The organism is Dyella choica (assembly GCF_003977665.1).
Classification (GTDB): Bacteria; Pseudomonadota; Gammaproteobacteria; order Xanthomonadales; family Rhodanobacteraceae; genus Dyella_B; species Dyella_B choica.
This window is the reverse complement of the sequence record NZ_RYYV01000002.1, coordinates 105,406-129,583: the sequence shown is the minus strand read 5'-3', so window position 1 is coordinate 129,583 and position 24,178 is coordinate 105,406. Positions and strand designations below refer to the sequence as shown.

Here is a 24,178-nt window from a genome sequence, read left to right as displayed (position 1 = left end):
TGACGACTCGCGTTGAAACGGCATCAACATAACGCTGATTTTTTGCGGAAATGATTGCCAGAAAAAAGTGGGGATAGCTAAGACTCTGACCCCAGCTTCCGTTTCGCATCAGCGCGCCAGATAGCCTCCGTTGATAAACAGTGTCTGCGCCGTAACCCATTGCGAGGCAGGGGAGGCGAGGAATTCGATCAGCGGCACCACGTCGTTCACGCGACCCAGGCGGCCCGCGACACTGGCTCCGGTGGCGCGCGCCACCGATTCGGGCGTCTCGGCGCCGTGATAGAACTCTGTATCGATCGGTCCAGGCGCTACGACATTGACGGTGACGCCGCGTGGGCCGATTTCCCTGGCGAGCGAGCGGGTGAAATCTTCCAATGCGGCTTTCGCACCCGCGTAGACGGAATAGAAGGGAATGGTCGCGCCGAGTATGGTGGTGCCCATATTGATGATGCGGCCGTTATCGGCAATGCGTCGAGCAGCTTCCTGCATGACGAAGAAGGCCGCCTTGGCGTTGATTCCGAACGAGCGGTCGAAGTCCTCTTCCGTGATGTCGACAAACGGTTTCTTGATAACCACGCCGGCGTTGTTGATGACGATGTCGACGCGGCCGAATGCTTCGGAGGTGGCACCGAAAAGCGTCTGCACGACACCAAGTTTGGCGAGGTCGCCCTCGACGATGATGGACCGGGCGCCCTGTTCCCGGACAAGACGCGCCGTTTCCTCCGCGTCATCTTTGGCCTTCGGGGAGTGGTGATGCACGGTGATGTCGGCACCGAGGCGTGCCAGCGCCACGGCGAAGGCACGCCCCATATTGCGGGCGCTTCCGGTGATGACGGCGACTTTTCCTGCCAGTGGTTTAGCGGCTTGCGTCATGACAACTCGTTTCCTGGTGGTGGGAAAGCAGCCCATGACCCCGCGGTTGCCCGCATGACGAGCTTCTTTGCAATGTCATGGGCTTGCTTGCTAATCGGAGGAAGATGGAGTGATTGCCGTTGACCATCCAGTGCCTGAAGTCACTGGCGCAACGTTGGCCGCTGATGGGTTCCAGCGCAGTCGCGCCGGTGTCAAAGGGCCAGAGGTAGTTAAAGCGGGGCAGGGGATGCACACCTTTCTTGGACTCTAGATGACCTTGTTTGAGTCATCGGGCGTGGATTCCAAAGACGGACGTCATCGATCTCGAGGACGTGTCGAGTGGAAACTGTTGTGCCATGTAGGCAAAGCTGGAGTGAGTCGTAACGCACTAAGCTATCCGGCCCAATGCCGGCCAGCAAGGTAGGTACGGCGAGTCCATGGTTTTTTTCAGATGGCATCTGGCACAGAAGAAGGATCCTCCATGAAGATAGGCATCATCGGCGCGGGCAATATGGGTGGCTGCCTCGGCAAGCTCTGGTCGCAAGCGGGCCACCAGATCATGTTCAGCTTTACGCAGGACCCCAAGGCGCTCGAAGAGGCGGCAGTTTCCGCCGGTGGACGCACGGGTACGGTGATCGACGCAGCGCAGTTCGGCGATGTGGTGCTGGTTGCGGTGCCGTGGGCAGCGATCGACATCGCACTTAAAGACGTGGCCTCCGTACTCGCCGGCAAAGTCGTTATCAGTTGCAACAATCCCTTGAAGCCGGATCTAAGCGGCCTTTTGCTGGGTACGGAAACCTCTGGCGCGGAAGAAGTTGCACGGCTCCTGCCGGCCGCCAGGGTGGTTGAAGTCCTGTTTCCGTTTGCTCACCAGCTCCGCTCCGGAGAACTGCGGTTCGACGGGCAGCAACCCTCGCAGTTCTATTGCGGCGACGATGTCCAAGCCAAGCGCGCGGTCGCAACCCTCATCGGTGAACTGGGACTCGATCCCGTCGATGCCGGCCCGCTGACCAGCGCACGTTTCCTGGAGCCTTTTGGCATGCTGATGGTTCAGCTCGCCTACCGACAGGGCTTTGGAGTGAACATCGGCACACAGCTTCTGCGTCGCTGATCGGAAGACGGCTGCGTGACACGGTTGTCACGCAGCGCCTGGACAGAGCTCGGCCCCTTCAATCAATCCTTTTGCTGGCCAAGCAGGCGTTCTGAACGCTTGACGATCTCGCTTTGCCTGATCTCTTCGATCACGAAATCCACAAACGCCGCGACGCGCGGCGGCAAGTGTTTGCGGGTTGGGTAGTAAATGCAAATGTCGCTTCGCCGTTCCACGAATTCCGTCAATACGTGCTTGAGCCTGCCGGCATCAATCAGCGGAAAAGCATGATGAGCGCCCAGAAGCACGATGCCGCAACCGGCGACCGCTAGCTCCGCCAGTGCCTCGGTATCGGTGACGATGAGCCGCGGCTGAGGTTGGAATACGACTTCCTTGCTCTTCGCTTGAAGTTTCCAGGCCTGGATTCTTCCCGAACTGGGCGAACGAAACGCAATGAGCTCATGTTGCTCCAGCTCTTCGATGGAGCGCGGCTCGCCATGACGCTCCAGGTAGGAGGGCGCTGCACATACCACTTGCAGCGAGGGTGAAAGGTTTCGGGAAACGATATTTGAATCGACGTCGGGCAGGTTGCCGATGGCGCAGTCATAGCCTTCTGAAATCAGGTCGACGTGCCGGTTTTCGAAACGAAGATCGAGCGTAACCAGGGGGGACTGCTCCCGAAATTTTCGCAACACCGGAAGCAATGCCACGCGCGTAAAAGCGATGGGCAGCGAGACCTTGACGACACCGCTGATTCGCGCCTCGGCGGACGATAGTGCAGCAAAAGCATCCTCGATTTGTTGGGCAGGTTGATGAACCAGCGCATACAGCCGCCGCCCCTCCTCGGTGGCGGACAGGTTGCGCGTCGTTCGCTGAAAGAGCCGGCAGCCGAGCAACGACTCGAGCATGCCGATTTGCTTGCTGATCGCACCGGGGGTCAGGCCCAGCTGTCGTCCGGCTGCCGAAAAACTAGCCAGCTCGTAGGTCGCGGTAAACGTCTTTACCGCCTTGAGAAGGTCGATGGAACCCATGCTTGTCATCTTTATCTATTCCTTTAATTCACAACTGTTTCATCGCTGCGCTACGTAGTCCAGCGCGATGGCGATACCTAAAATGAGGTGCTCGATGGATGCCTCAGTCGCGGCTCGGCTAGCGCTTGATAGCCCCGGGGATGGGAGGCGAGCTTACATGGAATTACTTCACCGGAGCCTAGATGAGCCTAGAACGTGTAAGAAAGAATGCCTTCGCCATGCCGATGTCAAGCCCCGCCTTCCCCATGGGGCCGTACAAATTCTACGATCGCGAATATCTCATCATCACCTATCGCACCGATCCCGATCGCTTGCGCGAGCTTGTTCCAGAGCCGCTTGCCGTCGCCGCCCCCCTTGTCCATTATGAATTTATTCGCATGCCGGACTCCACCGGCTTTGGCGACTACACGGAAAGCGGCCAAGTCATACCGGTAAGCTTTAACGGGAAGCCGGGTAGTTACACGCTGGCCATGTATCTGGACGACCATCCGCCCATTGCGGGTGGACGGGAACTCTGGGGCTTCCCCAAAAAGCTCGCCAAGCCAAGGTTGGAAGTCCACACCGATACGTTGGTCGGCACGCTTGATTACGGCCCCGTGCGCATAGCCACGGCCACGATGGGCTACAAGCATCGGGAACTCGACGTCGCGGAACAGGCGCGAAGGCTCGCTGCCCCTAATTATCTTCTGAAGATCATCCCTCATGTGGATGGTTCGCCGCGCGTATGCGAGCTCGTGCGCTATTACACGCAGGACGTCGTTTTGAAAGGAGCCTGGACCGGGCCGGCCTCGCTCCAGCTTTCGCCGCACGCACTCGCGCCAGTCGCCGATCTGCCCGTACTTGAAATCGTCGAAACGCGCCATTTGCTCGCAAATCTCACTTTGGGTCTTGGCGAGGTCGTCCACGACTACCTTCCAGGCAAGCGTTGAGCACTTTTCTTTCTCGGATGAGCAAAGCATGACTACACTGATGGGCAAGACCGCCGTTGTTACCGGGGCCGCAAGCGGCATCGGCAAGGAGATCGCATTGAGGCTGGCAGCGCAGGGCGCCGCCGTCGGGATTGCCGACCTGAATCTGGAAGGGGCGCAGAAGGTCGCCGATCAGATCCAGCAGCTTGGGGGCAGGGCGATGGGCGTGGCCATGGACGTCACCAGCGAGGCCGCAGTCAATCATGGCATGGACAAGATTGCCGCCCAATTCGGTCCAATCGATATCCTGGTGTCCAATGCCGGCATCCAGATCGTCAGCTCGATCGACACTTACGAGTTCTCCGACTGGAAGACGATGCAAGCGATTCACGTAGACGGGGCGTTCCTGACCACCAAGGCGGCCTTGAAGCACATGTACGCCGGTGATCGCGGCGGGGTGGTGATCTACATGGGGTCTGTGCACTCGCACGAAGCGTCGATGCTTAAATGTGCCTACGTCGCCGCGAAGCATGCGCTGCTGGGGCTTGCGCGCGTATTGGCGAAGGAGGGGGCGCAGCATAACGTAAGGTCGCATGTGGTTTGCCCTGGATTCGTGCGCACGCCGCTCGTTGACAAGCAGATTCCGCAACAAGCCGCCAAGCTGGGCATGACTGAAGAGGAAGTGGTCAAGCACGTGCTGCTTGGCGATACAGTGGACGGCACCTTCACCACGGTCGAGGACGTGGCGCAGACGGTCGTGTTCTTGTGTGAGTTTCCGACAGCCGCGCTAACCGGCCAATCGTTCATCGTCAGCCATGGCTGGCACATGCAATGAAACCTCGTGTAAAGCTCGGTCGTCAGGCTGACGAAGGGAGTAGAAGCGGGCCCAAAGCACTGCATGTCGATGACCGGGTAAGCATGCCGCCTTACGAAACGGTTGCACTTGTGCTTCAAGGCGGCGGGGCGCTTGGCGCCTATCAGGCGGGCGTTTTCGAGGGTTTGCAGGAGGCGCAGATACCCCTCAACTGGATCGCAGGCATCTCCATCGGCGCGCTCAATGCAGCGGTCATCGCCGGCAATGCGCCAGAGATGCGCGTCAAGCGATTGCGCCAGTTTTGGGAGACCATCTGCGCACCGGCCATGACGCCCCCGCTGCCGCATGCCGTCGAGCATGCATTGTTCCATGGCTCGGACGTCACGCGCACGGCGCTCTCTTTTTTTCAAGCGTCCAGCGCCGCGATGCAGGGGCAATTCGGCTTTTTTCATCCACGGTTTCCAAGTGTTCTGCCTTGGTTCGGTGGCGCGTCCAACGCGAAAAGCTGGTACGACATGTCGCCCCTCAAGGCGACATTGGAACGGTTTTGCGATTTCGATCGCATCAACGCCGGTGAAATACGAGTGTCGGTGGGAGCGGTCAATGTGGCGACCGGCAACTTCTCGTACTTCGACTCCACTCGGACCCGCTTGCGTGCGGAGCACTTCATGGCTTCGGGAGCACTGCCGCCCGCTTTTGCGCCCGTCGAGATCGACGGCGAGTTCTTCTGGGATGGTGGGATCGTATCGAACACTCCCTTGCAGGAAGTCCTTCGCGCTTCGCCACGTCGCGACACCCTGGCGTTCCAGGTCGACCTTTGGAATGCGCGTGGAGCCATGCCGGATAACCTGGTGGATGTCGCAGAGCGGCTGAAGGATATTCAGTATTCCAGTCGCACGCGATTTGTCACGGATACGATGCAGAGCGAACAGCGCTATCGAACTGTATTGCGCAAGGTGCTCGAAAAGGTGCCGGAGGCGATGCGCAAGGACGATCCCTGGTTCAGCCTGGCGGACGAACTATCGTGCGGAAAGCACTACAACGTGCAGCATCTGATCTATCAACAGCGAGAGTTCGAGCACGACTACAAAGACTATCAATTCGGCGCATCGACGATGAACAGTCATTGGGCGGCAGGCTTGGACGATATCAGGCGCACGCTTGCCAATGGATCGTGGCTGGAGCCGCCAAACAACGACGCTGGCTTCGTCACGCATGACGTTCATCGAGTCAAGGCATCGGCCAAGCCGGGCGGCGCCTGAAGAATTTCCACAAGGACAACAAACCATGATGTTTTACCATGTAAACGCCCTGTTCGATCTGCATCAATCCAACGTCAGTCTCGGCGCAAGTGTGGCCAGCCTGTGGCTTGACAAGCTGGAAAAGAACCAGGCGATTGCCTTTAAGGCGGCAAAAGACTATGCGGCCACGACTCAGAAGGCCGCTGCAGCGATCGCCGCCAACCGGGACCTGTCGGCAGTACTTCCCATGCAAGCCGAGCTGATGCACGAGCCGGTCCTTCAATTCACCCATTTCTGGCAGAGCGTTATGGCCGAGATGCAAAACCACGAATCCACCGCCGCGGATGGCTTCCGCGTCGCGGCACGACAGTGGCAGAGCAATTGCGCTGATTCGACGGAAAGCTTTGCCAATCACCCGTGGGTCGTTCACGCGTATAAGCAATGGGTCGATGCCGCGAGCCTGACCTGGGAGCCGCTCACCACCGCCGCACGACAGATGTTTGAAGGAGCATCCCGAAATGGGTTCACCGCAACCGGGCGCGCTTCGGAGGCCGATAGTGCGCGCGCCGCCAGTCACCCTCGCACGTAATGAATGGCATGGCGAGGGTAAGCGGGCGTGATGACTGACCGAGTTGCTTTGGTCACGGGCGGCATGGGCGGGCTCGGCGAGGCCATCAGCACCAAGCTTTACGATGCCGGCTACACGGTGGCTGTCGCCCATTCGCCCGCCAATGCGGGTGCCGGTGACTGGCTTGCGGCCATGAGAGCTCAGGGCCGTAACTTTTCAGCTTATGGCGTTGACGTTGCGGATTACCAAAGCTGCCAGGAGTGTGTTGCACGCATCCGGATGGATAAGGGCTCCATCGATATTCTGGTAAACAACGCCGGCATCACGCGTGATGTAGTGCTTGGAAAGATGGGCAAGACCGAATGGGATGCCGTGCTGAGGACCAATCTTGACTCCGTCTTCCATATGACCAAGCCGGTTTGCGACGGAATGGTCGCGCGCGGATGGGGGAGAGTTATCAATATCTCCTCGATCAACGGTTCCAAGGGCGCGTTTGGGCAAGCCAACTACGCAGCTGCCAAAGCCGGTATGCATGGCTTCACGAAGGCGTTGGCGCTTGAAGTGGCGAGGAAAGGGGTGACGGTCAACACCGTTTCCCCCGGTTATCTGGCCACCAGGATGGTCGAATCGATTCCGGAAGAGATATTGGCGACGAAGATCCTGCCGCAAATACCCATGGGTCGATTGGGCAGGCCCGAGGAGGTGGCAAGCCTGATTGCCTACTTGTGTCGGGATGAGACCGCGTTTATCACGGGGACGAATATCGCCATCAATGGTGGCCAGCATATGCAGTGACGCGGGAATGAAGTTCAACAGTGCGCAGCCGCCCAGTATGCTCCATGCCCGTTGGAAAGCTAAGCTGCTCGGCTGGACAGGTCCGAGCCCATGTAACCGGCACGTGCCGAGCTTCTCGCTACGATGCAACCCGGGACGCGAAGGGTTCCGGGTTGCCGTCCGGGAGGTAATGTCCGAAACAAACCGCGCCACAATGGAGCGGCAATGCTGCGATGCTTAAGGGGGCGTGACTTGCAAAGTTCGGCTGCGCGGACATAATCCATTAACCTTGTGGCCGAGCGCCTAGCTGCTGGTGGAACGGAAGGCCAAGCCGGTGGCGAGGCCGGCGCATCGGTAGATCGTCGTGAATGTTCCGCCGTCCATGGACACGACGCGGACAGCGCCGCTCAGGTCAGCAACGAAGGCGCGCCGTTGCTTGAGGTCGAGAGCAAGGCCGATGCCTTCCTTCAAATCTTTGGCCACTACCTTGGGGTTTTCGAGTCCAGTGGCAGTGATATCCGCACGGTTCAAGGTATTGCCACCGTCCGCATCCTTGCCGCGATCGGTCCAATAAAGCTGCTGCCGTTCGTGGTCGATTTCCAGGTCGATGGGTTCGGGCAGGTTATCCAATAGTAGTTGCACGTCGTTACGGTTCTGCGGCGTGGCGCCTGCCGGCATGTCCAATCCCATCCGGAAGATACGACCGAGCCCGCCGTCGGGCGGCCCTTTCTGCGTCCAATAGAGGTAGCCATTGGGTACGTCAAGTGCGATACCGACACAATGGCGCAGGACATCATCGGAATCTTCGGGCCATCGACCGGTGCGCAGTAGCGGGGTCAACGCACTGCCGTCGGTGCGACAGCGGAAGATGGCCATGCCCTCGCGGTCGCACCAATAGATCAAGCCATTGCTGGCATCCAACTGCATTTGCTTCGGAGTGACGATCGCGCCGCCGTCAATCAGTACTTCGTGGTTGTGCCCATCCAGGTCGCAGCACTCGATAGCGCCGTCAGGATCCGAAAACACTTCTCCGCTCGGAGGGAAAGTGCCCATATTGGTCCAGTAGATCGCGTTCCCGGGTCCATCCACCTGCACCCCATCGGGGGTGCCGTGGACGGAAAAAATAGTTCGTGCTTCGCCGCTATCGGGGTCGATGGCGATGATGGCGGGGGCAGGGTGAGCCTGCAGGACGTAGACGCAGCCGCGGCGGTTGGCCGGATGGTGTTCGCGTTGCTGTGCGGGGCTTTCGACGGATTTGATAGACATGAAGCTTGTCCTCTCGCAAAAAAGGAGAAGTGAGGGTGAAGAGAAGGGGTCGATGGCTTTGTTACTGGAGGCGTTTTCAGCGAGCGATATCGCGTTGTTGATGTCTACCTCTTCATCGAACGACGGTGTGCCAAAAAAGTGGTTGTCTGATCGAACGGGTCACGAAAATCGGTTTCGTCACTCTTGAAAATTCATTCCATCGAAAATTTCTGCATTGGCCTTACTCCATCCAAATGTTTGGATCCAACTGGATATACGCAGACGCAAGTGCGATTGACCGTTCGTGACGGAAAATTTAGGTCGAACGCGTTGCACATGCCATTGCACGAAGGTGTCGGTGACACTTTTGCATCAAATGTGTGCGGGGACGGGGGCGTGCCTTTGGTCTTATGCAATCGTCACAAATGTCACCGAGCGGCGTATTTGATGGCCCCATGCCATGGACTTGGATCGTTGCAAATCGATACCAAAGTACAATGACCAGCGCTCCCAAAGAGGCGCATTCTTCCATCATGCGATTCGGGGAAAGCATCTCCATGGGAATCGATCTTCATCGAGCCGTCGATGCAATCCCAGGTCTGGTGTGGACTGCGTATTCCGATGGACGCATCGATTTTGTCAATCAGCGCTGGTGCGAATACACGGGGCTTTCCAATCAAGAAGCCTCGGGCGAAGGATGGCGAGCGGCGGTCCATCCCGAGGACTTGCCCAGGCTGCTCGAATCCTGGGAAAGCATTGTCGCCTCCGGCCGGCCCGGTGAGGCGGAGGCGCGCTTACGGCGCTTTGACGGTGTGTATCAATGGTTCCTTTTTCAGGTCAGCCCTCTGATCGACGCCGCGGGCGAGATCGTGAAATGGTGCGGCATTAATTCCGATATCGAAACGCGCAAGCGGGCGGAAGCGGTACTGAGCATGCACGAGCATTGCTTTCAGCTGATTGTCGATGGCCTTCCTGCCGTGATGCTGCTCATGGGGCCTGATGGAGAACTTGTACATGTCAACCGTCACGCCCTTGAATATGCCGGCGTCTCTTTTGAGGAACTGAAGACCTGGTCGACGCGGATTCATCCTGACGACCGGCAGGCGACCATGGCAAGCGTGAAGGCAGCGATGGCTTCCGGCGAGCCTTATGACGCCGAGACCCGTCATCTGCGTGCCGACGGCACCTATCGTTGGTTCCATTCGCAGGGCTTCCCGCTGAAGGACAACGAGGGCCGCCCAGTCCTGTGGTATTTCTTTTTAACCGATATTGACGATCGCAAGCATGCAGAAGCACTGCTGGCAGGCGAGAAGCGTATGCTCGAAATGGTGGCCCAAGGGTTGCCGGTACTCGATGCCTTGTGTGAGTTGGTTGAAGCGATCGACAACGACTGTCACGCCGGCATTCTGTTGCTCGATCATGTCGGCAGCAATCATTTTCGGCGAGGAGGCGCATCGCCTTTTGCGGCGAAGGTCGTCGACGAGTTGGACGGAGCACCGTTGACTGGAAAGTTAGGGCCTTGCGCGACTGCAGTGATCACCCAATCACCTATGTTCGTTGAAGACGTGGCATCCGACCCACGATGGCCGTCGGTCTGGCGAAAGCTCAGCGAAGCAACTGAGCTTCGCGCCTGCTGGTCGATGCCGATTATGTCGCGGACTAACGAAACGCTCGGAGTATTTTCCATCTACCGAAAAGCGCCTGGCGTGCCGACCCAGTTTCAACGTGACATGATGGGGCGGCTTGCGCACCTCGCAGCCATCGCCATCGAGCGGGTATGCAGCGACAGGGCGCTGAAGCGCAGTGAGGAATGTTGGCGCGCGATCGTAGAAACTACGCCGGAATGCGTGAACGTCGTTGCACGCGACGGCACGATGCTGCGAGTCAACTCGGCCATCGGCGTCCTGTTGGGAGTGCCAGACGCGGATGCGCTGATCGGCAAGTGTTTTTACGATTTCGTCGCCCCTGAGCATCGTCAGGCATATATCCAGTTCAACCAGGATGTGTGTGAAGGAAGAAAGGGCTTTCTCGAATTCGACATCATTACCGTAGAAGGCGAGCGCTCTCACATGGAGACGCATGCCGCGCCCATGCTGGGCAGCGACGGAGGCGTCGTGCAACTCGGCGTGATGCGCGATATCACGGCACGCAAGCGGGCAAGCGAAGAGCTGCTGCGAAGCGCGGCTCTGATGGCGAAAGCGCAGCAGCTCAGCGGCTGCGGGAGCTTTTACTGGTGTGCGGCGGACGACGAGATCATCTGGTCGGATCAGCTCTATCGCATTTTTGATATCACACTTGGAACACGCATAACGTTGGATCTTATCGCGACGCGCGTTCACCCGAAAGACTTGCATCTGATGACTGACATGGTCGAGCGGTCAAAAGTCGGTGAAAACCTCGAGGTTGACCACCGCCTGCTTCTACCCGACGGCAAGATCAAGTACCTGCATCTGGAAGGCCTCGCCAGGCGCGACTCTCGTGGCCAAGTGGAGTACATCGGTGCGATACAGGACGTGACCGATCGCCGGGAATCCGAAGAGGCACTCAGCCGGCTCCGGGTCGAGCTGATCCATGTGGCTCGCGTCAACAGTCTGGGTGCCTTGACTGCTTCCATCGCGCATGAAATCAACCAGCCACTTGCCGGCATCATCACCAATGCAAGTACCGGGCTACGCATGCTCGGCGCCAAGTCACCCAATATTGAAGGTGCGCTCGAGACCTTGCGGCGTACGTTGCGCGATGGCCGCCGTGCTGCAGAGGTGATGACACGTCTGCGCGCGCTATTCAGTAAGAAAATGATCAGCAACGAGGCCGTGGACCTGATCGAAGCAGTTCACGAGGTGGCGGAACTTCTGCGCTCCGAGATTCGCAGCAATCGAATCGCGATGCGGTTGGAAGCTGATGATGACATACCCATAGTCACCGGCGACCGCGTGCAATTGCAGCAGGTGATACTGAACCTGCTGATCAATGCCGTGGAAGCGATGCGTGGTGTCGAGGACCGTCTGAGGCAGTTGCTGATCAGGATCGAGTGGGACGGTGGCGACCAGGTGCGAGTCGCCGTGTCCGATACCGGCGTAGGTATCGATCCGGCGCAAGCAGCCAAGCTTTTCGATGGGTTTTACAGCACCAAGAAGGAGGGCATGGGCATCGGCCTGTCAGTCTGCCGCACCATTATCGAGAGTCATGGTGGTCGGCTATGGGCGACGCCCAACCGGCGACACGGCGCGACCTTTTCATTCTGCGTCCCGGTGCAGGCTCAAGACAACCTGGGCTCCGAGCACGCCGACACTACCGCACATGACGGAAGGACCCCATGACGGCGAAACGATCGGTTATAGCAGTGGTCGACGATGACGAATCCGTGCGCGAGTCGTTGCCCGACCTGTTGCGCGAGTTCGGCTTCTCGGCGCGGGCCTTCGCCTCCGCGGAGGAATTTTTGAGCTCGGGCTGCATTGACGAGGCATGCTGTCTGATCCTCGATATTGCGATGCCGGGCATGTCGGGTCTCGAGCTGCAGCGGGAGCTTGTGCGACGGGGTAAAACCGTCCCGATCGTTTTCATTACCGCGCATACGGACGAGGAGCTACGCCCGCGCCTCATCGAACAGGGCGCGGTCGAGTGCCTATCCAAGCCTTTCAGTGACACGGCGCTGCTCGACGTGCTGCGGATTGTGTTGCGCCCGGGCTGAGCCGCCCCGCCCATGCAATCCCTAGCGCGGCGGTGATTGCATAGGCAGCTTTGCCGCCTTCTTGACCAGGTCCGCGAGGGATCGCGCATGCATTTTTTTCATCACCCTGCCGCGATGAGCCTTGACCGTGATCTCACTGATACCGAGTTCGCCGCCGATCTGCTTGTTCAGCAGGCCCGAAACCACCAGCTCCATCACTTCGCGCTCGCGATGGGTCAGCGATGAAAAGAAGCCTTCCAAGGCCTGGATTTCGGCCTCTTCATCCAGCATGGCGCTACTGCTCGCGATCGCGTGACGAACGGCTTGCAACAACATTTCGTCATCGAACGGCTTGGCAAGGAATTCGGCGGCGCCGGCCTTCATGGCCTTGACCGTCATGGGTATGTCGCCATGGCCGGTGATGAAGATGATCGGCATATGCAAGCGCTCGGAAGCGATGCGTTGCTGCAGCTCCAGGCCGTTCAAATCCGGAAGAGACACGTCCAGCACCAGGCAACAGGGAGCTTTCGTGCGCGAATGTGAAAGAAACGCCTGCGCGGAGGCAAAAAGTTGCGCTTTCAGGCCAACGCTGCGAAACAACAGCTCCAGGGCTTCGCGCACGGAAATGTCGTCGTCGACGACGAACACGATCGATTCGGCCTGCGGAATACGGGAAGACATCATGGCCCCGGCGTCGCTTGCTGCGTGCATGATACACCTCTGAATCCAGCCTGGGCCACACGAACTGGGCGTCTCTACGGCACAAGACCGGCGCCGGACGGCCCGCTCCATTAGCCCGTAATAGGGTGCTCCAGCAGGCGCGATTCGTCCACGACACCTTGGTATCGGGTTTCGAAGTCGACGCAATCCGAGTCGCCCATGCATCGACAAGATGCCCATCTTGCGCGGCATACGATGGTATCGACCGATACCAATGGGCAATCAAATCGGCGCGCAGATTTTGCTTTGATGCTCACGAGGATGACCATCATCCGACAGGTGACCGCCATGGCAACGCTACAAAGCACGATCGTCAACACAGTCCTGGAGCTTGCGCGGCTGGTTGAGCCAAACATGGCCGCAGTCATCACCTGGTACTTCCACGTGCCCATTGCGGAACTGGGCAATCTTTCGGCGCGACAGCTCGTGGAGCAGGGCAGGACGGATGCGGTGGTCGCATTCCTGAAAGCCATTTGCTGTGGAGATCGCAGCTGAGGAGTCGCGCCGGAAAGACGGGTATCGGCAAGGACGAGGAACACAAACAGAGGTAGATTGCGATGTACGAGCAATTATGCAGCTTCGAAGAATTGGCGGCCGACGTCGCCGCGGCCGATGCGTTTCGCGAAAAGGTCAGGCGACAGGCTTTTGACGTGCTGGAACGGCACGCATCCACGATCGCAACCATGGCCTTGCAGCTACTGGGCAACCGTGACCGGGCTGCGCATTGGATGTGCTCTCGGCAACGTCGCCTGGGCGGCAGGTCGCCGTACGAAGCACTGGCCGATGGCGATGTGGATTGCGTGTGGGATTTGATGGCCGGCATTGACCAAGACGAGTAGCGCCGCCCACCGATCATCCGCTGCGATCCCGCGCCCCCAGCGAAGCTGTTGTGCACCATCGAATGCTGCGCCAGTTCCGCCGGGATTTCGCTTTCCCCCATTGATCGAGTAACCGACATGTCAGCTTTGGACCTTGCGCGCGGCCAGTTTGCCCTAACGACCATCTTTCACATCCTTTGGCCGATACTCACGATCAGCCTTTCCGCTTACTTGTGCGTCGTGGAATCGCTCTGGGTGCGCACGGGCAATATCGTCTGGTATCGGCACGCGCGTTTCTGGAGCAAGTTGCTGCTGCTGAATTTTACCGTCGGCGTGGTAACGGGTATTCCCTTGGAGTTCCAGTTTGGAACCAATTGGGCGAGGTTTTCCCAGTACGCCGGGCAGTTTTTCGGAAACATACTCGGATTCGAAGGCGCGATGGCTTTCATGCTGGAGGCCGGCTTTTTCGGCATTGTGATGTTCGGCTGGGGACGCGTGTCCAAGGGTGTGCATCTTTTTGCCACGACGATGGTGGCGCTTGGCTCATCGATTTCGGTGTTTTGGATCATGGTGGCCAATTCCTGGCTGCAGACGCCCGCCGGCGTTTCCGTCGTGGATGGCAAGCTGGCTGTAACCGATTACGTCAGTGCCATCTTCAATCCCGATATGCCATGGGGCGTGTCGCATATGTGGTTCGCTGCGCTTGAAACCGGATTTGTCGTGGTAGCGGGCGTCTCGGCGTATTACATGTTGAAGCGCCGCAACTCGGATTTCTTTTTGCACTCGTTCAAGCTTGCGCTCGTGCTGTTGGCCATTGTGGCACCCATTCAAATCTGGCTGGGCGACGGAAGTGGTTATGATGTATTTGCCACGCAACCCGCCAAGGGAGCTGCTATCGAAGGGCATTGGCATACCAACGCGCCAGGAACGGGTGCGGACTGGTCGCTGCTGGCCTGGCCCAACCAGGCGAAGCAAGCCAATGACTGGTCGCTCGAAGTACCAGGCATGCTGAGCATGCTGGCGACGCATTCGCCACATGGCCAGGTGAAGGGACTGACCGATTTTGCCGTAGCCGATCAACCGCCGATGTTGCCACTGCTTTACTACGCATTTCGCGTGATGGCGGGCGTCGGTTTTCTTCTGATGGGCTTGGCGTTCTGGACTTCATACGCCGTGTACAAATCGCGGCGGCAGCCCGACGCACTCCTGGCGCAACGCAAATTGCTGCTTGCCTGGGTACTGGCGATTCCTTTGCCCTATATCGCTGTGGAGTGCGGATGGATCGTCCGTGAAGTGGGTCGCCAGCCATGGGTCGTCTACGGCCTGATGAGAACCAAGGATGCCGTATCCAACGTGCCGGCCAGTTCAGTGAGTGCAAGCATCGTCATGTTCGCCATGTTCTTCGTAGTGCTGGCGGCGTCGTTCTTCATTTTTGCGCGCAAGTGGCTAAAGCAGGGGCCCGATCTGACTCTTGTGCCACCTGCCGATCCAAAGCGCGCCGACCCCAACTCCACAGCGATTGGGTATTGATCCCGCCGTGCCGTTCAACCGGAGATAGTCATGAATAACGCTGTAACCGAGAGTTTGTTGATGCATGCATGGTTCGGTCTGCTCGGACTCATGCTCATCTTGTACGTCATCACCGATGGCTTTGACCTGGGCGTCGGCATTCTCAGCCTGTTTCGCCCGCGGGAGAGCGAGACGGATCGCAATATGATGATCGAATCGATCGGACAGGTCTGGGGTGCCAACGAGACTTGGCTCGTAGCTCTCGGGGGCGCCTTATTTGGCGCCTTTCCGGCGGCCTACGCCATGCTGCTATCGAATCTCTACGGCACGGTCATGTTGCTGATTGCCAGCCTGATCATGCGTGGTGCGGCGATTGAATTCCGGCATGCTGCGGGGCCTAAGTACAAATTGCTGTGGGACCGGGTTTTCGGTTTGGGTAGCCTGCTAGCGGCCATAGCCCAAGGCATTGTTCTGGGCAAACTGCTTACCGGCTTACAGGCGGGCACTCTCAGTCTCGGGTTTGTTTTCATCACGGTGATTGGCGTGGTATCCGGTTACGCGTTGCTTGGTGCCACGTGGTTGGTGAGGAAGACCGCTGGTTGGCTACAACGCACAGCGCGCATGTATTCCATCATTGCGTTGTGCGCGACGGTGGGCTGCGCGATTGTCGTAACGATCGGCACCCGTGTCATCAGTCCCGTTGGAAGCGCACGCTGGACAGACCCAGGCGTATTTCATGTGCTTATTTTCCTCGGCGTTATCGCAGCTGCCGTGTCCTGCTATGTCGTCTACTCCATAGCCAAGGGTGGCGACTATGGTCCGTTCAATGGATCGAGGGTGCTTTTCCTGACATCGTTTATCGGGCTTGCTGTCTCCTTGTTCCCCGATCTCGTGCCAGGCCACCTCACCGTAGCGGCCGCGGCATCAGACAGCAGCACTTTGGTATTCATGCTGCTTGGCATCGGCATGGTCTTGCCGATCATGATTACCTATAACGTCTATCAGTATCAAAGTTTCAGCGGGAAAGTGATTTCTGCCGAACACTAGATGAACACGCACATCGCCTCGGACCAGCGAGGCGATGGCCATTGACGTCACGTATGCCGCTTTGCCCGGGCAATCCACCGTCGATAAATGCGTGATGGCGACACGGTGCATTTGCTCAAGCGATAGCGCCGGCGCTGCGGCGCATGCACCTTCCGTGCGAATGCAAGTATGAGCCTGGCGCGCAAAGTGCAGGTCTACGGATCAAGCCATGCTCAGGCCGCATGGCATTGCCTGCTATGCCATGACGGAACGCAACTGGTTTGAATCGATCAATCCACCGAGTTCCATGACATTGCTCAACGACGATACGAAAGTATCGCCAATACCATCGTGCAATAGAGTCGATCACGGTCGGCGCCTAAAGTAGTTCTTCATGGGAACGCAAGCGTGCCGGCGCGCTTTACGCCGGTGCGCAAGCTAGAACGAGAGATCAACATGTCATCGACAACATCCACACCCGTAACTTCGCCCACGGCAGCGCCTGCCGATGCATCGACAACAGCACTGACGCTCGCCAACGTCCAGTACGAGAAGCGTGGCGCGATCGCTTATGTGACCATCAACCGGCCCAAGGTGCTCAACGCCCTGAGCGCGCAGACATGGAAGGATTTGCGAACGGCTTTCGAGGAAGCGCGCGACTCCGCCGATGTGCGCGGCGTCATTCTTACCGGCGCGGGCGACAAGGCATTTGTCGCCGGTGCCGACATCAGCGAGCTTGCGCACGCGACCGCAGTCGAAGCGGAGCAGTCGAGCCGCTTCGGGCAGGGAGTGCTCGACCTGATCGAAAATTTGGGCAAGCCGGTGATCGCGGCGATCAACGGTTTCGCACTCGGCGGCGGCTGCGAAACGGCCATGGCATGCACCATTCGCATCGCCGCCGAGCACGCGAAGTTCGGCCAGCCCGAGGTCAAGCTGGGATTGCTTCCCGGCGGTGGCGGCACGCAGCGACTGCCGCGCCTGGTTGGCAAGGGCCGCGCGCTTCAGCTCATTCTTTGCGGAGACGTCATCAGCGCGCAGGAGGCCTATCGCATCGGGCTAGTCAACGAAGTCGTTGCTGCAGCCGATCTCATTGCGCGTGCAGAAGCCATCTTGAACACGATCGCTGCGAACGCGCCTATCGGCATAAAGCTATCGCTCGACGCGGTAAACCAAGGATTGAATGGGATTCAGAGCGAGGGCTTCGCCATCGAAGCCGCCTACTTCGGGCTGTGCGCCGGGACGGAAGACAAGAAGGAGGGCACGTCCGCCTTCCTCGAAAAACGTGCGCCCCAGTTCCGCGACCGCTGAAGCAGCCGTAACGCAACTCACTGAGAGAAATCCCATGTCCAATGACAACATTTTCTCGGGCCTGAAGGTCCTGGATTTTTCGAGCTACGTCGCCGCTCCAGGCGCCGCGGTGGTCCTCGGCGATTTCGGCGCCGACGTAATCAAGGTCGAGCCGCCGACTGGTGACGCGTGGCGATACGCCCACAAGCTTCCGGTCCTACCGAATTCCGAGGAGGCCTACGCGTGGCATCTGGCCAACCGCAACAAGCGCAGCATCACGCTGGACTTGAAATCTCCGAGCTCTCAAGCGGTCGTACAAGAGCTCGTGAAGTGGGCGGATGTGTTCATCATCAACACACCGCACCCGGCGCGCAAAAAGCTGGGACTAGAATACGATAGCGTGGCGGCGTGGAATCCGCGCCTGATCTACGCGGATCTGACGGGTTTCGGTGAAAAAGGGCCGGACGCCACCCTCCCGGGCTTCGACCTCACCGCCTACTGGGCGCGCAGTGGCCTGCTGTCGATGACTCGCGACGCCGGTGCACCGCCAACCTGGCCGGTGAGCGGTAGTGGCGACAACGCCACGGCCATGGGCTTGTATTCGGCGATCGTCACGGCCCTTTATCGGCGCGAGAAGACCGGCAAGGGATCGTATGTCACGACCTCGCTGCTCGCCGAGGGGGTGTGGTCGGCGAGTGTGTCCATTCAAGGCGCGCTCGTCGGCGCCACGTTTCCGCCGATGCACGATCGCAAGCATCCGGCCAACGCCGCGATGAACGTTTATCAGTCGGCCGACGGCGCCTGGTTCGTCCTAGTCATCACGCCCGACAAACTGCCTGCGGTGGCGAGCGCCATCGGCCGAGCGGACCTGCTTACGGACCCGCGGTTCACGGATCCCGCGAAGCTGATTGCCAACATGCCGATTCTCGCGGCCATCCTCGACGAGCTCTTCGCCTCACAGCCGATGGCGCACTGGCATGAAGTGTTCGGCGGCGTGCACGTCACGTTCGGCGAGGTCCGCGGGCCGCAGGAGGTGATCAACGATCCCCAACTTGCGTTGAACGGGATCACCGTGCCGATCGAGGGCGCCGGCAAGCTGACCACGACCATCAGCAGTCCGATCCAGGTGCATGGCGTTGACAAGGTGCCGGCGCGGCGCGCGCCCGATCTGGGTGAGCACACCGAAGAGATCCTGCGTGACCTGGGATTTGACGCGAAGGGCATCGAGGCGCTGCGCACGAGTGGGGCGGTGCCGAAAGCCAAAGATCGCGCGGCCTAAACCATCATCTCGAAAGGCGGGTAGCGCTGATGCGTCACCTGTAAACATCGAAAAGCGACAAACGAGGAACAACCCATGAGCGACATCATTACCGAGCGTTCCGGCGCGATCTTGCGCGTCCAGCTCAATCGTCCGGCCCAGAAGAACGCGATGACGAACGACATGTACACGAGCCTGGCCGAGATCTTCAACGAAGCCGACAAGGACGACGCAATCCGAGTCGTGCTATGGCATGGTGCCGGAAGCGCGTTTTGCGCCGGCAACGACGTCGTGGATTTCCTCCATCATCCCCCCGGGCCGAACGCGTTCCCGCAGGGCATCCTGATGGATGCGCTGGTCGCCTTCAGCAAGCCGATCGTCGTGGCCGTGCAAGGCGCGGCGGTCGGTGGAGGAACCACGATGCTGACCCACTGCGACTTCGTCTACGCGGGTGAGAGCACGAAATTCGTATTGCCGTTCATCAATCTGGCGTTGGTGCCGGAATTCGGTTCGAGCTATTCGATACCGGCGCGCGCGGGCTATCTCCGGGCAGCGGAACTGTACCTGCTCGGAGAACCTTTCACCGCCCAGCATGCGGCGGAGTTGGGCCTGGTGACTCGCGTGGTGCCTGACGGTGACCTGCTCGCCACTGCTACTGCAACGGCAGAGAAGCTGGCGGCAAAGCCGAGCAGCGCGTTGCAGGCGAGCAGGCAGCTTCTGAAGCAGGCTTCGATTGGCCCAATCAAAGAAGCCATGAAGAATGAAAACCAAGTGTTCTTTGAGCAGGTGGTCTCGGCAGACGCCAAGGAAGCGCTTACGGCTTTCCTGGAGAAGCGTGCGCCCCATTTTGCGAAGAGCGCAGTGTAGTGACGGCGGAATAGTTCGTACTCGCGGCGTTCGTCATCCCTCTAAAGCCGGATTCACGCAACACAGTCATCGCGCTGTGGATGCCCATGCGCGGCTCGCTCACGAAGTAGATACCTATGCTAACCAACGCTCAACGCGACATCATAAAGGCCACTGTTCCGCTGCTGGAAACAGGCGGCGAAGCACTCACCAAACACTTCTATAAGCTGATGCTCCAGGGGTATCCGCAGGTGCGCCCGCTGTTCAACCAGTCTCACCAAACCAGCGGTTCCCAGCAACGCGCGCTTGCCGAGGCCGTTCTCACGTACGCGCGTAACATCGACCATCTCGAAGCGCTCGGCCCGCTTGCCGCGCGAATCGTCAACAAGCACGTTGCACTGCAAATCCTGCCCGAGTACTACCCGATCGTGGGCACCTGTCTACTGCGTGCCATTCGGGAGGTGCTAGGCCCGGAGGTCGCGACCGACGCGGTCGTCGAAGCATGGGGAGTGGCCTATCAACAGCTTGCCGATATTCTAATGGGCGCCGAGCGTAAAGCTTACGATGCACTGGCGAGTGCGCCAGGCGGATGGCGAGGTGCACGAGCGTTCCGCGTGGCCCGCAAAGTCAAGGAGAGTGCCGAGGTCTGCTCGTTCTATCTGGAGCCGGTCGATGGCGGTCCGGTGCTCGACTTTAAGCCAGGCCAGTACATCGGCCTACGCCTGTGCGTGCATGGCTCGGAAATCCGCCGAAACTATTCGCTGTCGGCTGCACCCAACGGGTGTAGCTACCGGATCAGCGTGAAGCGCGAGCCCAGTGGCGTCTCGTCCAACTTCCTCCACGACGAAGTGCCTGAGGGAGGCATCCTGCAGGTCTTTCCGCCTGCCGGCGAGTTCACCCTCAACGAAAGTGGCAAACCGCTTGTACTCATCAGTGGGGGTGTGGGTATCACACCAACGCTGGCCATGGCGGAGGCCGCCTTGAGCCGCGGCGAAAGGCATGTCATTTTCATTCACTATGCACGCAATGCGCTGGTGGATGCCTTCACCGATGTGCTCAAGGCATGGAGTGCTCGTTTTGCACAGTTTAAATCCTACGTCGTCTATGAAGAGGCTCAACTGGGTGGGGCGCCTGTCCCGGATGGGGTAGGTCGCCCGACCCTGGAGCAGCTGCGACAATGGCTTCCCGCCGGCGGCGACTTCGACGCCTATTTCCTGGGACCGAAGCCCTTTATGGCTTTCATCAAGCGGTCGTTGCGCGAACTGGGTGTGCCCGAGGATAGAAGCCGATACGAGTTCTTCGGACCCGCTGAAGAATTGAACTGAGGTGTGATTTGGCCGGCCATAACTTGGTCGGCCAAATTGCGTTGACAGCACATCAGCGGCAGCGTTGAGGCTAGCCGTCGCGGTTGTGCGCGCTCCCCAAACCCTCCCGTTGGGCAGCTGCCTGGATGCCGTACACCGTAGAACCGGCAATCACCCCCGTCATCAACACACCTTGCAGGCCAAGCAAGACTGCGATGATCCGGCCGAGTATGGTGGTTGGCACGACGTCGCCGTAGCCAATGGTCAATGCTGTGACCATGCAAAAATAGAACGTTTCGCCTGGCGATGATCGGGTTCGGGTGATCGTATCAACGGTCCCTCCGCCGTAATACATGGCCATGGACAACAAGACGAAAAGCACAAGGAGGATGGCAAGGATGCCGCGCAGATGCCATAGAACCTTGGCGATTTCAGCAACGGCTGTGCGTGGCGAAATCCGGGTGCGACGATCATCGCTAGTATCGTTGTTCATGTCTCGACCCTCGCAGATGAATTCCGTGGGCACCATCCAAGTAGCATGAAGCCGATCCGTTCCCGCCCTTCCGGCCGACACCCATTCAGCCGCGGCTTTCGCGGGCGAAGCGGAATTTCATGGCGTGGTATGGCAAAAAAGTGCAGCCCTCAGGCGAGTCGAATACCTGGTTGAGCAAGTCGGTTGATCTGCTCCGCCATCCACAGCAGCGTCGCTCTCCCAAGGCCGTGCAGCGCCAGCTGGTGACGTCGATACAACATGACGTGACTGAGCTGAGCGAGTCGTCCTCGAATGAGCCCTCCAGGAAAAAAGCCGACGCGCCCAAGTCTGCCAAACGCGTCGTAGTCGCTCAGTGACACAAGCGATCCGAAATCCTGGAATTGGAAGCAGGGAACAGGCCTGTTGTAACGGAGCCAATCCGGCAGGTGGAGCGCGAGGTGCTCGGCCTGTTCAGTAGCCACTTGCGCAGTAGGAGGAAGCGGTCGCTGCGCACCTTCTGGCGTCAGGGCGGCGCAATCGCCGAGAGCAAAAATGCTCTCATCGTGCAGCGCTTGTAGCGTGCCCGACACTACAACCTGGTTCGCTCGGTTGGTCTCCAGTCCGCCTAGCTGTTTCATGAAATCCGGTGCTTTGACTCCAGCAGCCCATACCATCAGATCCGCTTCGGCAAGTTTCCCGTCGCCGTACCGAAAGCCGCCCGGTTCCGCTGACGAGACTGACGTCGAGGTCAATACGCGAAAACCGATGTCTTCAAGACGTTGCTGGCTCGCTGACGAGATCTCCGGTGGAAAGGCCGCAAGCACGCGTGGTCCCGCCTCAAGAATCGTCAGACTCATCCTTTCCCTGATCGTGGAATCGCGATAGCCGGCAGCGATTTCAAAAAGACGACTTAGCTCGGCCGATAACTCGACCCCCGTCGCACCTGCGCCCACAATCGCAATGCGAAGTTGCTCGTCTTTGATGGCGCAGCGAAGAGCACGTTCGCGCAACGCGACGTTGAATGTTTCCGCCTGCTGTTGGCTGTCAATGAGATGACAATGCTGCCTGACGCCAGGCGTGCCAAAATCGTTCGCGCGGCTGCCCAGGCACAGCAATAGCACATCGTATGGAACGGCCCGCGGCTCGATCAGCAAATTGCCCTCTTGCGTATTGATCGCTGCGAGCTGCACTTCGCGACGCTCCCGGTCGAGGCCGCACATTTCTCCCGGTTGATACGTGAAGCCGTGTCGACGCGCATGGGCGAGATAAATGACGCTCTGCTGGTTCACATTGCGCGTTCCCGCCGCGATGGTGTGCAACATCGGTTTCCATATATGCGTCGGACTGCGGTCGATCAGGGTTACGGTGGCATCACCCGTTCGGCCCAATTGGTCGCCGAGCTTGGTTGCAAGCAGAATTCCGGCGATTCCGCCGCCTGCGATGACGATACGAGTTGGCTGTTTCATGGCAATAACCCATGTGGAACGTTGGTCTTCGAATCAATTTAAGCTGTGCCGAATGCAGCCGCCATTGCACTTTGGAATTGGTTTTGCACGACATCACCTCCCACTAATACGAAGGTGTAATCAACACCATCGTGCAATGGAGCGCGCATCGCTTGCTGGTTAATGTGGCTATCCATGGCCCACGACAATCTCGCCGGCATTGCCTATGCCGAAGTCTCACCAACACATTGGAGAAATCACATGACCGACACCAAGCCCATCCGCCGCATCGCCATCATCGGAACGGGTGTGATCGGCGCAAGCTGGACCGCGCTTTTTCTCGCAAGGGGATTGCACGTCGTCGCGACGGATATCGCGCCGGACGCGGAGGCCTCATTGAGGAAATTCGTGGAGAACGCCTGGCCAGCCCTCACGCGATTGGGCCTGTCGCCTGGAGCCTCGCGGTCGAACCTGACGTTTACGCCCGTGCTCGAGCAAGCGGTCGTGGGCGCGGACCTGGTGCAGGAAAACGGTCCCGAGCGGATTGAATTCAAGCAGAAGCTCTATGGGCAACTCGACCAGCTGATGGCTCCCGATGCGATCATTGCGTCGAGCTCTTCGGGGCTCACCATGAGTGAAATTCAGAAGGGCGCCGCGGCGCACCCCGAGCGTTGCCTGATCGCCCATCCGTTCAACCCGCCGCACCTGATTCCATTGGTCGAAATCGTCGGCGGCGCCAAGACTTCTGCGGAAACGATTCGCCGCGCAGAAGAATTCTATACGGCGATCGGGCAGCGGACGGTGCGGGTCAACAAGGAGATGCCGGGCCACGTCGCCAACCGGCTGCAAGCGGCATTGGCGCGCGAGGTTTATCACTTGGTCACCGAGGGTGTGGTGAGCGCCGCCGACGTCGACACTGCCTTGTGCTGGGGCCCGGGCCTGCGTTGGGGTTTGATGGGCAACATGATGCTCAACCATCTCGGCGGCGGTCCGGGCGGCATCGAGCACTTCTTTCAGCAGTTCAGCGGCCCGATGATGGCCTGGTGGAAGACGCTTGGCACGCCGGTGCTGACGCCGGAAGTGCAGGCAAAACTGATTGACAGCGTTCATGCCGAGGTCGGATCGCGCTCCATCAAGGAGCTGGAGGCGGAGCGGGATGAGTTGCTGCTCGGCTTGCTTGAACTGCGCAAACGAGACTCGCGGGTTGCGCAGGACGAAGTTGGTGCGTCAGTTGCATGAGCACGGCGCTTTGGTATGAAACGGCAAGCGAGCCGGCGCGCTATTCGCCGGCTCGCCATCC

At 59.1% G+C, this 24,178-nt stretch carries 23 protein-coding genes; 17 read left to right on the top strand and 6 right to left on the bottom strand.

The window, feature by feature from the left end:
• Positions 1–108: 108 nt before the first annotated feature.
• Positions 109–873, bottom strand: a complete 765-nt coding sequence (locus tag EKH80_RS03280) for an SDR family oxidoreductase (protein ID WP_126683301.1) — start codon at positions 871–873, stop codon at positions 109–111.
• 460 nt (positions 874–1,333) lie between these two features.
• Between EKH80_RS03280 and EKH80_RS03275 the strand changes: the two genes are divergently transcribed.
• Positions 1,334–1,963, top strand: a complete 630-nt coding sequence (locus tag EKH80_RS03275; RefSeq protein WP_158628727.1) for an NADPH-dependent F420 reductase — start codon at positions 1,334–1,336, stop codon at positions 1,961–1,963.
• Positions 1,964–2,025: 62 nt separating this feature from the next.
• Here EKH80_RS03275 and EKH80_RS03270 read toward each other — a convergent pair whose 3' ends face one another.
• A complete protein-coding gene (locus tag EKH80_RS03270) occupies positions 2,026–2,973 on the bottom strand; it encodes a LysR family transcriptional regulator (RefSeq protein WP_158628726.1) in 948 nt (315 codons plus the stop codon).
• Between the two features lie 182 nt (positions 2,974–3,155).
• On the opposite strand from EKH80_RS03270, the gene EKH80_RS03265 reads away from it, so the two are divergent.
• From EKH80_RS03265 to phbB, 5 genes are all read left to right on the top strand, one after another.
• Positions 3,156–3,902 (top strand): acetoacetate decarboxylase, encoded by a 747-nt coding sequence (locus EKH80_RS03265; protein ID WP_126683298.1) that lies wholly within the window; start codon positions 3,156–3,158, stop codon positions 3,900–3,902.
• 28 nt (positions 3,903–3,930) lie between these two features.
• Positions 3,931–4,716: a 3-hydroxybutyrate dehydrogenase gene (locus EKH80_RS03260; protein ID WP_126683297.1), complete on the top strand. Its 786-nt coding sequence runs from the start codon at positions 3,931–3,933 to the stop codon at positions 4,714–4,716.
• 83 nt (positions 4,717–4,799) lie between these two features.
• The gene (locus EKH80_RS03255; protein WP_230473388.1) at positions 4,800–5,957 is read left to right on the top strand and encodes a DUF3734 domain-containing protein; all 1,158 of its coding nucleotides are present in this window, start codon (positions 4,800–4,802) and stop codon (positions 5,955–5,957) included.
• The gene (locus tag EKH80_RS03250; protein WP_126683295.1) at positions 5,911–6,525 is read left to right on the top strand and encodes a hypothetical protein; all 615 of its coding nucleotides are present in this window, start codon (positions 5,911–5,913) and stop codon (positions 6,523–6,525) included. The genes EKH80_RS03255 and EKH80_RS03250 overlap by 47 nt, the downstream gene beginning before the upstream one ends.
• A 30-nt stretch (positions 6,526–6,555) precedes the next feature.
• Entirely contained in the window at positions 6,556–7,299 is a 744-nt protein-coding gene (gene phbB, locus EKH80_RS03245; protein ID WP_126683533.1) for an acetoacetyl-CoA reductase, read from the top strand.
• Between the two features lie 282 nt (positions 7,300–7,581).
• On the opposite strand, the gene EKH80_RS03240 is transcribed toward phbB, so the two are convergent.
• On the bottom strand, positions 7,582–8,544 hold the full coding sequence (locus EKH80_RS03240) for an SMP-30/gluconolactonase/LRE family protein (protein WP_230473387.1): 963 nt from the start codon (positions 8,542–8,544) through the stop codon (positions 7,582–7,584).
• 476 nt (positions 8,545–9,020) lie between these two features.
• On the opposite strand from EKH80_RS03240, the gene EKH80_RS03235 reads away from it, so the two are divergent.
• Both EKH80_RS03235 and EKH80_RS03230 read left to right on the top strand, forming a co-directional pair.
• Positions 9,021–11,843, top strand: a complete 2,823-nt coding sequence (locus EKH80_RS03235) for a PAS domain S-box protein (protein WP_158628724.1) — start codon at positions 9,021–9,023, stop codon at positions 11,841–11,843.
• Positions 11,840–12,214 (top strand): response regulator transcription factor, encoded by a 375-nt coding sequence (locus tag EKH80_RS03230; protein ID WP_126683293.1) that lies wholly within the window; start codon positions 11,840–11,842, stop codon positions 12,212–12,214. The genes EKH80_RS03235 and EKH80_RS03230 overlap by 4 nt, the downstream gene beginning before the upstream one ends.
• Positions 12,215–12,235: 21 nt before the next feature.
• Here EKH80_RS03230 and EKH80_RS03225 read toward each other — a convergent pair whose 3' ends face one another.
• Positions 12,236–12,904 carry a response regulator transcription factor gene (locus EKH80_RS03225; RefSeq protein ID WP_230473386.1) on the bottom strand — a complete coding sequence of 223 codons (669 nt, stop codon included), beginning with the start codon at positions 12,902–12,904 and terminating at the stop codon, positions 12,236–12,238.
• Between the two features lie 168 nt (positions 12,905–13,072).
• Here EKH80_RS03225 and EKH80_RS03220 point away from each other — a divergent pair, with 168 nt between their 5' ends.
• The 8 genes from EKH80_RS03220 (at position 13,073) to hmpA (ending at position 20,982) form a co-directional block, all read left to right on the top strand.
• Positions 13,073–13,408: a hypothetical protein gene (locus tag EKH80_RS03220; RefSeq protein WP_126683292.1), complete on the top strand. Its 336-nt coding sequence runs from the start codon at positions 13,073–13,075 to the stop codon at positions 13,406–13,408.
• A 62-nt stretch (positions 13,409–13,470) separates the two neighbouring features.
• Positions 13,471–13,752 carry an antitoxin Xre/MbcA/ParS toxin-binding domain-containing protein gene (locus EKH80_RS03215; protein WP_126683291.1) on the top strand — a complete coding sequence of 94 codons (282 nt, stop codon included), beginning with the start codon at positions 13,471–13,473 and terminating at the stop codon, positions 13,750–13,752.
• A 117-nt stretch (positions 13,753–13,869) separates the two neighbouring features.
• Positions 13,870–15,261 (top strand): cytochrome ubiquinol oxidase subunit I, encoded by a 1,392-nt coding sequence (locus EKH80_RS03210; RefSeq protein ID WP_126683290.1) that lies wholly within the window; start codon positions 13,870–13,872, stop codon positions 15,259–15,261.
• Between the two features lie 30 nt (positions 15,262–15,291).
• Positions 15,292–16,287, top strand: coding sequence for a cytochrome d ubiquinol oxidase subunit II (locus EKH80_RS03205; RefSeq protein WP_126683289.1), 996 nt, complete (start codon positions 15,292–15,294; stop codon positions 16,285–16,287).
• Between the two features lie 435 nt (positions 16,288–16,722).
• Positions 16,723–17,574 carry an enoyl-CoA hydratase-related protein gene (locus EKH80_RS03200; RefSeq protein ID WP_126683288.1) on the top strand — a complete coding sequence of 284 codons (852 nt, stop codon included), beginning with the start codon at positions 16,723–16,725 and terminating at the stop codon, positions 17,572–17,574.
• A gap of 34 nt (positions 17,575–17,608) precedes the next feature.
• Positions 17,609–18,832, top strand: coding sequence for a CaiB/BaiF CoA transferase family protein (locus EKH80_RS03195; protein WP_126683287.1), 1,224 nt, complete (start codon positions 17,609–17,611; stop codon positions 18,830–18,832).
• Positions 18,833–18,907: 75 nt separating this feature from the next.
• Positions 18,908–19,678 carry an enoyl-CoA hydratase gene (locus EKH80_RS03190; RefSeq protein WP_126683286.1) on the top strand — a complete coding sequence of 257 codons (771 nt, stop codon included), beginning with the start codon at positions 18,908–18,910 and terminating at the stop codon, positions 19,676–19,678.
• Between the two features lie 116 nt (positions 19,679–19,794).
• Positions 19,795–20,982 (top strand): NO-inducible flavohemoprotein, encoded by a 1,188-nt coding sequence (hmpA, locus tag EKH80_RS03185; RefSeq protein ID WP_126683285.1) that lies wholly within the window; start codon positions 19,795–19,797, stop codon positions 20,980–20,982.
• A gap of 70 nt (positions 20,983–21,052) precedes the next feature.
• Here the strand turns inward: hmpA and EKH80_RS03180 are convergent, their stop codons facing one another.
• Both EKH80_RS03180 and EKH80_RS03175 read right to left on the bottom strand, forming a co-directional pair.
• Entirely contained in the window at positions 21,053–21,454 is a 402-nt protein-coding gene (locus EKH80_RS03180; RefSeq protein WP_126683284.1) for a potassium channel family protein, read from the bottom strand.
• Positions 21,455–21,603: 149 nt separating this feature from the next.
• Positions 21,604–22,899 (bottom strand): NAD(P)/FAD-dependent oxidoreductase, encoded by a 1,296-nt coding sequence (locus tag EKH80_RS03175; RefSeq protein ID WP_126683283.1) that lies wholly within the window; start codon positions 22,897–22,899, stop codon positions 21,604–21,606.
• 240 nt (positions 22,900–23,139) lie between these two features.
• On the opposite strand from EKH80_RS03175, the gene EKH80_RS03170 reads away from it, so the two are divergent.
• The gene (locus EKH80_RS03170; protein WP_126683282.1) at positions 23,140–24,117 is read left to right on the top strand and encodes a 3-hydroxyacyl-CoA dehydrogenase NAD-binding domain-containing protein; all 978 of its coding nucleotides are present in this window, start codon (positions 23,140–23,142) and stop codon (positions 24,115–24,117) included.
• Positions 24,118–24,178: the final 61 nt, after the last annotated feature.

Coding starts and splice junctions, on each gene's coding strand:
- EKH80_RS03235 (WP_158628724.1), top strand. CDS start 9,021: ATGACCAGCGCTCCCAAAGAGGCGCATTCTTCCATCATGCGATTCGGG.
- EKH80_RS03190 (WP_126683286.1), top strand. CDS start 18,908: ATGAGCGACATCATTACCGAGCGTTCCGGCGCGATCTTGCGCGTCCAG.
- EKH80_RS03220 (WP_126683292.1), top strand. CDS start 13,073: ATGCATCGACAAGATGCCCATCTTGCGCGGCATACGATGGTATCGACC.
- EKH80_RS03215 (WP_126683291.1), top strand. CDS start 13,471: ATGTACGAGCAATTATGCAGCTTCGAAGAATTGGCGGCCGACGTCGCC.
- EKH80_RS03195 (WP_126683287.1), top strand. CDS start 17,609: ATGTCCAATGACAACATTTTCTCGGGCCTGAAGGTCCTGGATTTTTCG.
- EKH80_RS03240 (WP_230473387.1), bottom strand. CDS start 8,544: ATGTCTATCAAATCCGTCGAAAGCCCCGCACAGCAACGCGAACACCAT.
- EKH80_RS03250 (WP_126683295.1), top strand. CDS start 5,911: ATGACGTTCATCGAGTCAAGGCATCGGCCAAGCCGGGCGGCGCCTGAA.
- EKH80_RS03260 (WP_126683297.1), top strand. CDS start 3,931: ATGACTACACTGATGGGCAAGACCGCCGTTGTTACCGGGGCCGCAAGC.
- EKH80_RS03225 (WP_230473386.1), bottom strand. CDS start 12,904: ATGCACGCAGCAAGCGACGCCGGGGCCATGATGTCTTCCCGTATTCCG.
- EKH80_RS03255 (WP_230473388.1), top strand. CDS start 4,800: ATGCCGCCTTACGAAACGGTTGCACTTGTGCTTCAAGGCGGCGGGGCG.
- EKH80_RS03265 (WP_126683298.1), top strand. CDS start 3,156: ATGAGCCTAGAACGTGTAAGAAAGAATGCCTTCGCCATGCCGATGTCA.
- EKH80_RS03200 (WP_126683288.1), top strand. CDS start 16,723: ATGTCATCGACAACATCCACACCCGTAACTTCGCCCACGGCAGCGCCT.
- EKH80_RS03280 (WP_126683301.1), bottom strand. CDS start 873: ATGACGCAAGCCGCTAAACCACTGGCAGGAAAAGTCGCCGTCATCACC.
- EKH80_RS03230 (WP_126683293.1), top strand. CDS start 11,840: ATGACGGCGAAACGATCGGTTATAGCAGTGGTCGACGATGACGAATCC.
- EKH80_RS03180 (WP_126683284.1), bottom strand. CDS start 21,454: ATGAACAACGATACTAGCGATGATCGTCGCACCCGGATTTCGCCACGC.
- EKH80_RS03205 (WP_126683289.1), top strand. CDS start 15,292: ATGAATAACGCTGTAACCGAGAGTTTGTTGATGCATGCATGGTTCGGT.
- EKH80_RS03275 (WP_158628727.1), top strand. CDS start 1,334: ATGAAGATAGGCATCATCGGCGCGGGCAATATGGGTGGCTGCCTCGGC.
- EKH80_RS03170 (WP_126683282.1), top strand. CDS start 23,140: ATGACCGACACCAAGCCCATCCGCCGCATCGCCATCATCGGAACGGGT.
- EKH80_RS03210 (WP_126683290.1), top strand. CDS start 13,870: ATGTCAGCTTTGGACCTTGCGCGCGGCCAGTTTGCCCTAACGACCATC.
- EKH80_RS03270 (WP_158628726.1), bottom strand. CDS start 2,973: ATGGGTTCCATCGACCTTCTCAAGGCGGTAAAGACGTTTACCGCGACC.
- EKH80_RS03175 (WP_126683283.1), bottom strand. CDS start 22,899: ATGAAACAGCCAACTCGTATCGTCATCGCAGGCGGCGGAATCGCCGGA.
- hmpA (WP_126683285.1), top strand. CDS start 19,795: ATGCTAACCAACGCTCAACGCGACATCATAAAGGCCACTGTTCCGCTG.
- phbB (WP_126683533.1), top strand. CDS start 6,556: ATGACTGACCGAGTTGCTTTGGTCACGGGCGGCATGGGCGGGCTCGGC.